Annotated in this window: 6 protein-coding genes; all 6 read right to left on the bottom strand. The window is 34.0% G+C overall.

Annotated elements, in window-relative coordinates:
* Positions 1-473: 473 nt before the first annotated feature.
* A complete protein-coding gene (locus LV842_RS15990) occupies positions 474-1007 on the bottom strand; it encodes a hypothetical protein (RefSeq protein WP_233112431.1) in 534 nt (177 codons plus the stop codon).
* Positions 1008-1015: 8 nt separating this feature from the next.
* Entirely contained in the window at positions 1016-1552 is a 537-nt protein-coding gene (locus LV842_RS15985; protein ID WP_233112430.1) for a hypothetical protein, read from the bottom strand.
* On the bottom strand, positions 1549-4308 hold the full coding sequence (locus LV842_RS15980) for a COG1470 family protein (protein ID WP_233112429.1): 2760 nt from the start codon (positions 4306-4308) through the stop codon (positions 1549-1551). The genes LV842_RS15985 and LV842_RS15980 overlap by 4 nt, the downstream gene beginning before the upstream one ends.
* Positions 4301-5101 carry a WxL protein host-binding domain-containing protein gene (locus LV842_RS15975; RefSeq protein WP_233112428.1) on the bottom strand — a complete coding sequence of 267 codons (801 nt, stop codon included), beginning with the start codon at positions 5099-5101 and terminating at the stop codon, positions 4301-4303. Before LV842_RS15975 ends, LV842_RS15980 begins: the two co-directional genes overlap by 8 nt.
* A 97-nt stretch (positions 5102-5198) precedes the next feature.
* On the bottom strand, positions 5199-5786 hold the full coding sequence (locus LV842_RS15970; protein WP_233112427.1) for a hypothetical protein: 588 nt from the start codon (positions 5784-5786) through the stop codon (positions 5199-5201).
* Between the two features lie 196 nt (positions 5787-5982).
* Entirely contained in the window at positions 5983-7587 is a 1605-nt protein-coding gene (locus LV842_RS15965; RefSeq protein WP_233112426.1) for a BamA/TamA family outer membrane protein, read from the bottom strand.
* Between the last annotated feature and the right edge of the window lie 49 nt (positions 7588-7636).

Here is a 7636-nt window from a genome sequence, read left to right as displayed (position 1 = left end):
GCCCACCAGCGCCGATGGTACTGCGAAAGCGGGAGAGTAGGTCGCCGCCAGTTTTTATTTAAAGTCTCATAGAGTATTCTATGAGACTTTTTTTGTTTTATACTTTTTTACGTGTTGCTAAAACAGAAAGAAAAAGTAATAAGGAATAAGTAAGAAGTAATAAATAAGCTGGAAATTGTTATGAAAATAACTAAGTAACCCAATCTCCACGGAAAGTTCTCTTGACTAATATGGCAGATTAATTAAGTATGGTTTTTAGCCCCGATTGAACGGTATGTTTGAGCTCTTTTTACTAGAAGAAGGATTATAAATTGCTAGGCGTAAAAAAGCGAGTAGGGAAAGCGGGATAGAGCTACTAATATAGAAAAGTATTTATTTTGGAAACTTCTTAGTTGCATAAATAATCAAGAAGGTAATTACAAATTGTTCCTTGTTTCCTTGCTTTATTTATATATCCTTTAAATACAAAAAAGTTAATTACTAATTGTAAAAACTAGTTTTGCATTGTAAGTGGCTACAGGAACAGTCACTGAAACACCACTTAGTCTTATTTGGACCGGAATATTATTTCTAGTATTTGTACCTAATCCAACACCTGTACTTAATGTAAAAAAGACCAGAGGAGTAGTCGTAATTGTTTGATAATTGGTATCACCTCCAGAAACACTGCATAATATACAAACTGAGCCATTAATGCCGGCTCCTGTTCTTTTTCTTTCAAGAATTAAGTTATTATTCCATAAAGGATTGGCTTCATAATTAACGGAAATATTTGCAGAGCTTCCCACTAATAATAATCCAGGTATTGTCATAGATATTAAAATTTGGCTGCTTGCACTTTCGTAACTTCCAGCATAATTACTCCCAGCTTCAGTAATAGTAGGTATGGTTGGACTCCAATCAGTACCACTTACTGTTACAGTCTGCCCTTTAATTAAGCTGTTTATAATTATAAGCAAAACAGTTAATATAGATTTTATAGAAAAAAGATAGGTGTTGATTTTCATTTTTAATATTATTCTGTAATTGTATAGGTGATTACGATTACATTATTTGTACTTGCTGTTAGATTCGCATAATTACTAGGGGATATTGTAATACTCAATTGATGCCCATTATTAGTGCCATTTCCTGTAAAGGCACCTCCTATTCCACTTATTATAGTTGTTGCAGTTGTGGATAATGTAATTAGTCCAGAAGAAGTTCCTAATGTTCCTCCACCGGCTCCAGATGCTGCACCAGTCTGTACCATAATATTTACCCCTGGAATTAGAGTATCAAGCTTTGCTGTAATCTTTCTAGAAGCACCTCCGGATGTAATAGCCGACGTATAATTGATCCATTTGGTTGTATTGGCAGTGGGATTTATAATTGTTCTCCCGGCTTCCGTAGGAGCTGTGAAGCTTAAACTTATATTTCCTGCAGGTTCTATATCCATTAAGGTTACAAGGGGTAATGTGAGTGCGACATTTTTACTTCCTGTAGTCTGCGACAATAGATGACTAGATGCCATAGAGCAAATGATGATCAATATGTAGTGAGGGAGTCTCATTTTTGTTTTTTAATTTCGTTATATCCTACTTTTACACCTTCCTGCTGATATTTGATTTCTGTTTGTTGTTTTACAATAGTAATGATTACATTTTTAGTTTCAGAAGGTTTTAAAGCAAATTGAAGATTGTCTGTTGATATTTTATACCGTTTATCCAATCCATTTCGATATATTTTCAGAGTCCAGCTTCCGGGACGTAAATAGGTGAAGTCAAATGGTTCTCCTATGATACATATCTTACGATAAGTCTGTTCTCCATTCGTAACTTCTACAACAACATTATTATTCTTTTTACTTTCTTTTTTAAGTTGGTATTGAGCAAAGGCATACTGATTCTTTTCCTCGTTTTCGTTCAGCAATATACTTCCTTGGATATTAGCAGCAGCGGTTAATCCGAAGTTATAAATATTTTCTTCGTGAATAAGATGCAAAGCTGCAGGGAAATTAGAATATGGAATATCATTCAGTTGAGTGGTAGATTTATCTATTTCCAGGAAGTAATCTCCGGGAGGAACATTTTTAAAAATATAATTTCCTGCTTTATCCGTAATGGTGATATGATTTCCCATAATTAATCTTATTCCGTCTACTTTTTTTACTCCAAGATTACTAATGTTTCCGGATAAGGTAGTGTATTCCGCAATTTTTTGTACAGGAGCATTCATCCGAAGAGTATAACGTAAGGAAAATATGAAATCCTTATTAGAAAGGTCTCCGCGTTGTAAGTTATAGCGCCCGGACAAATCTATTTCATGATTTCGGAAAAGCTGATGATGGAAAAGGGCTTCGAAAAGATTCCTGTCTTTAAAATAATCTTCAGGCATATAATTATTTTGATAAAAAATACTGAAGTTTGTTTTGTCTGACAGTCTGCTAAGAACACGTGCTCCAAAATAAGTCTGCTTTTGATTTTGTAACTGATATCTGGAAGTAATCGCATAGCTTCCATATAAATTAAAAGAGGTCTTAAATTTTTCAAACCCTAAATTGGCTGTATAGAAGGAAGAAGTTCCGGAAAATCCCGTCAAAAAATTGTTTGTATTACCCAATTGCCCTTCCAGATTGATTGTAAATATCCCTATTTTCTGATTCAAACTTAGTCTGACAAATTTTTCATCATAATCGAATTGCCTTGGCATAAGACGATCCTGATATTTTTGATAGCCACCGTAGACCATAACGGATCCTGTTTTTATATAATTATACTGAGCTCCGTATTGGAAAAAACGTCTGTATGGAGCAGCCAGTAATAACGTATCTCTTTGATAGTTTTTAGCGTCTTGTATAAAATTAGCAAATAGGTTGACTTTTTTTAAAAGCTTATATTGTATGTTTCCGTTAAAAGTACTGGTATTGGAAAAATAACCGGCGAACTCCGGACTGGCTTTTAAATACATAAGACTTCCGCTGATTTTATTAAAATTAGCATGGGTTTGAAGCATATATGCTGTTCCTTCCCTCTCATCATTTTTACTGTAGGTGATTTCTCCTGAAGCATCAAGGTTTTTAAGAAGCTGAAATTTACCTGTTACATAAGGCAAATGTGTATTAGAGTTGAACTGTGTATTGGCAGGCGTAAAATTGTTTTTCTCGGAAAGAGGTATTTTATGAAGATAACCTACTGTAATTTCAGATTCTTTTTTTATTTTAATTTTAGAGTAAATATTGAATTCATCTTTAATATCCCGGAAAAATCTAGGGTGATTGTAGAATCCACCGATACTGAACTTTTTAAGATCATAGCGTAGCTCAGCACCTCGCCCGTATCGGGAAAATTCAGTCAGATAAGAGGCTGAATAGGCCTTATCTCCAATATGTACAAAAAGATTGGCATCTTTATAATTGATAAAATACTCTTCGTATGGAGTAAAAGCGTTGAACTCAATCGGATTTTTAGTTACCGCATGAAACTCTATTTGACTGGTATTTTTATTGGTCAGGCTCCCTTTACCATAAATTTCTCCTTGAAAACCATCCTGATAATTGCCCCTGTTTCGGGCTCCTATAAAAGAAAGTGAAGCTGAAACCGGGAGACGATAATAAATATCTTCTTCAACAGGTCTGATCGAAATAATTTTTACACTACTATATGCAGTAACCGCCTGATCGGGATTAATGGTAGAACGGGCAGTGAGATTTAAATTTACGAAATCATTTTTTCCTAAGTTCGGATCTGTATTTTTGATAATTGTAATGACCCTATTAGCTCCGGATGGAAGAATTAATGTGCTGACCTGGCTTATCAGTGCATTGTCACTTTCCATAACCAGATGTTCCTTTGTATTTCCATTATTTTTTAAAAGAAAAGAAGCTTTAATAACTTGTCCTGCTTTTATATATTCAGGTGATTCTAATAAAGTAATGGAAAGGTTGCGATGTTCAGAAACAATAATTTCTGTTTTCTCGGTAACCTCTTTTTCATTGCCTTTTTCCGAAATATGTAATGCTATCTCATATTTGCCTGCAGAAGCTTCTGTAGCAATTCGTAAAGGAACAATATAAATTCTAGTATCAAATGGGGAAACGGTAATCTCATCTTTTATTAAAATAGGGGTAATAAATGAGGCTGAAGTTTCTACATTAAGGATGTACGTTTTATTGTACTGCGATTTATTTTCTATTTTAAAAGAAACAGAAGTAGATGTTCCCGGTAGCAAACTATCTTTTTTATTAACAAATTCCTGAGATTGGTTTTGAGAAAAAATAAGTACTGGGAATAATAATAGGATGATATATATAATCCATTTCCTAATCATTTTTAACTTCTAATTCCACATTAAGAGCAAAGGCATTTTCGTCTTCATCAGTCGCAATGATTACAGCATTGTATTTATCAGGCAAAATTTTGCTGATATCTATATTGAAAGATTTTGAGGTATTAGGAAGCAATCCCATAGGCATACTGGAAAATGTACCTACTTTATCTCCCGTTTTACGATTATATATTTCAATATTGGCTGTAGGCTTACAATATACATTTCCGTTGTTTGCAATTCCTATTTTTACAGTCTTTTGCTTTCCTTCTTTCTCTACTTTTACACTTTCAAACTTGAGAGAAGGCTTTACATTTTCAGTATCGTAATTGGTAATGACCTGAATCGCATATCGAACAACAGAAGTAATAGTAACGCCCGGACTATTATTGCTCGGTTTTATATCGTCTACAGGTTCTACAATAATAACGCTCCAATAACTTCCCGATAGAGTCATTTTACCAGGCATGGCAATTTCAAAATAGACATCTGTTTTTTCTTTAGCTTTCAGGCTTACTAAATTGGTGTTTAGTTTTATCCAGTCTGTATTTGATTTTTCATTGGTATGAGGAGCCGTATAATAAATAGACCCATCTGACTGATAGCTGAAGTCCTGTAAGAAGATTTTTACATTTTGAGGAGCATTTCCTGTATTTTGTAAAGTCACTTTCCCTTTGTATATCTGTCCGTTTTCAACTTTGTAAATATGGGTAAGACCATTAAGCACAACTATGCTTGCTTGTAATGGTACAAACTGTAAAGTAAAGACAAGAAGAAATAAAATACGCTTTATCATTAAGAATATTTTTTTAATAGTAAAAAGACATAGAAAAACAAGAAGAAATTTAGGGGAGAGATTTCTTCTTATTTATATCATCCAAGTGTATTTCTATTTAATTGTCAGAAATAGTATAAGTAACAATTGCTGAAGGTGTTGGTGTTGTTGCTGCTAAATCACCATAATTAGCACTACCACCTGTACCCGTCCCGTAAACTACAGCATAGGATAAATTGTGGCCGTTACTTGCTCCGTCACCGGTATAAGCACTTCCGATTCCTGAAATTATTGTTTGGTTTGTACCAGTTAATGTTAACTGAGCAGCTGGAGTTCCTACTGCTCCTCCTCCGGCTCCGGTTGCAGCTGCAGCAGTAACTTTAATGTCTACTCCGGGAATTACTGCGTTTAATTTTACAGCAATAGTACGAGTAACATCTGCAGTAGATTTAATAGAAGAGTAGTTAAGCCAAAGCGTGCTATTAGTACTGGCAGGAACGATAGGTAAACCTGCTTCTGTAGGTGCTGTAAAGCCCATCGTAAGGTTCTTGCTTGCATTGGGTTCAATATCAACCAAGGCTACTTCCGGAATACTTACTGTGATTTGATGAGTGTCATCTAGATCGTCTGCTTGTGCTTTCATATTAGCAGAAATTGCAACAAAAGCAAATGATAATGCCAATATTGGAAGGTTTAATCGTTTCATTGTTTTTTAGTTTGTTTTGTGTAGTGAAGATAAGAAAATTTAATAAAACATGAGTGAAATATTATTTTAATGTAAATTTTGCAAGAGTTTAGGGCAATTTCTATGAATAAAGCTTATGCAATTTTCTTTAAAATTTATGGATAAAATTATTATCTGCTATAAAAACAAAACTGAATTTTACAATTAACGAAATATTTTAAAATCTACTCAGAATTCCCCAGTGGATTTTAATATCATTGAATTTAAAAGGATTTCCAAATTCGTTACCATTGGAAAGCTGAAAACTCATGAGACCGATCGGGATAAAGAAGTTAAAACCAAACCCGACACTATAGAGTTTGGGCTTCACATTTAAAGATTTATTGTTGAGTTGTCCGTACTGTCCGAAGACATCAAAAAAAGCTTGATTCCCAATTAAGTACCGGTATTCTAAACTTCCGTAGTAATAAAAATCGGCGGCGAGGGAATTTTCATTGAATCCCCGCATAGAATTCCAACCCCCGAAGCGGTACAATTCGTTGGCAGAAAACTCTACCTTAGAATCCATCATGGCTCCTTCTCCTTTTATATTGAGGAAATGATTTCCATTAATGTGATAATTATGTTCCCCAAAGAAATAGAATTGGTTTTGGTTGGCTTTAATATTATCTTTTGTATACGTTGTTGCTAAAAAGTCGTATCCCGCATTGATTCTTGTTTTGTAAAGAAAGAGATCAATGTCGGTTGGTTCTGTCATTTCATACCAAATACCCAATCCTCGTTTATTGTAATCTTTCCCCTGAATATATAAAGTATCAATAATGCTCGAAGTTTCAAAAGTACCTCGAAGTCCTATTTTATTTCTGTTATTCATGTGGTAGTAAAAAGCAGGAAGCATTTTTACGTTGGCGTAAGTGGAATCCTGTCTGAAGATATTGATCTTCATATTCATTCCTACATTCGATTTAAAAAGATAAGGAATGTCGGTCTGCAGATCGAAAGTCTGCCCTTTATCCGGGTTTCTCTGCCAATATAAATTGATGGTTTCAAAACCATTAAACATATTCTTAAAATTTACATTCAAGGTTCCGTTTAAGGTAAACTTATCCGTTTTATCATTTCCAAAACCGATTACCCCGTCAAAAGTGTTCGTTTTTTTCTTCTCCAGAAAAAGATAAATCTGTGTGGAGTCTTTCGTAAAAAGAGTTTGTGGCTGCCGTTCCAGAGAGAGAAACGGATGACTTTGGAAGTTTTTATTGATGGCCAAAAGATTCTTGTCGTCGTAGGTTTTGCCTTTAAATTCTTTTTCAAGATTTTTCATAAATCTCTTGGGAACCTTTACATACCCTTTCATTACAAAACCGTCAATTGTCCTTTTATCATTTTTATTGATATCGAGATTGACAATCGGGTAGCCGTTTTTCTGTCCTTTATATTTGGCTTTGATTCTGCTGAAAGAATAGCCTTCATCAATATATACTTTGTTGATGCTTTTCTTGGTAGAATCCAGATTTTTCGTGAAAAACTCTTTTTTTGATTTTAATTTGGTAACCAACGAATCGGAGAGATCAATATAAGTCTCATTAAAGTTTTTTCCTTTATCGTAAAAGATTTCGGTACTGTCTCCTTTTACTTTTACCTCTTTTAATTGAGTCAGAAAATAATTGCTTTGAGACAGAGAGTCTAAAAATTTGACAGCAGAAACAGAGTCTTTTACTTTTTTTCTTGCACTGGTTTCAGAATCGATAAGCCAATACTGTTTCTTTTGCGCTTGAGAAAAAACGCAAAAAAAGACAAAGAATATTTTTAGGAATAGTTTCAATTCTAAATTTATGTAAACCATTAAAATTTAAGTCCAGTGAATAAATCTT

The sequence above is a fragment of the Chryseobacterium gwangjuense genome, assembly GCF_021311115.1.
Classification (GTDB): Bacteria; Bacteroidota; Bacteroidia; order Flavobacteriales; family Weeksellaceae; genus Chryseobacterium; species Chryseobacterium gwangjuense.
The sequence above is the reverse complement of the archived record's forward strand: the minus strand, read 5'-3'. Positions and strand labels throughout refer to the sequence as shown.

What these genes read in the sequence shown, in the direction of transcription:
- LV842_RS15980 (WP_233112429.1), bottom strand. Translation starts at nt 4,308, where the DNA reads ATGATTAGGAAATGGATTATATATATCATCCTATTATTATTCCCAGTA.
- LV842_RS15975 (WP_233112428.1), bottom strand. Translation starts at nt 5,101, where the DNA reads ATGATAAAGCGTATTTTATTTCTTCTTGTCTTTACTTTACAGTTTGTA.
- LV842_RS15985 (WP_233112430.1), bottom strand. Translation starts at nt 1,552, where the DNA reads ATGAGACTCCCTCACTACATATTGATCATCATTTGCTCTATGGCATCT.
- LV842_RS15990 (WP_233112431.1), bottom strand. Translation starts at nt 1,007, where the DNA reads ATGAAAATCAACACCTATCTTTTTTCTATAAAATCTATATTAACTGTT.
- LV842_RS15970 (WP_233112427.1), bottom strand. Translation starts at nt 5,786, where the DNA reads ATGAAACGATTAAACCTTCCAATATTGGCATTATCATTTGCTTTTGTT.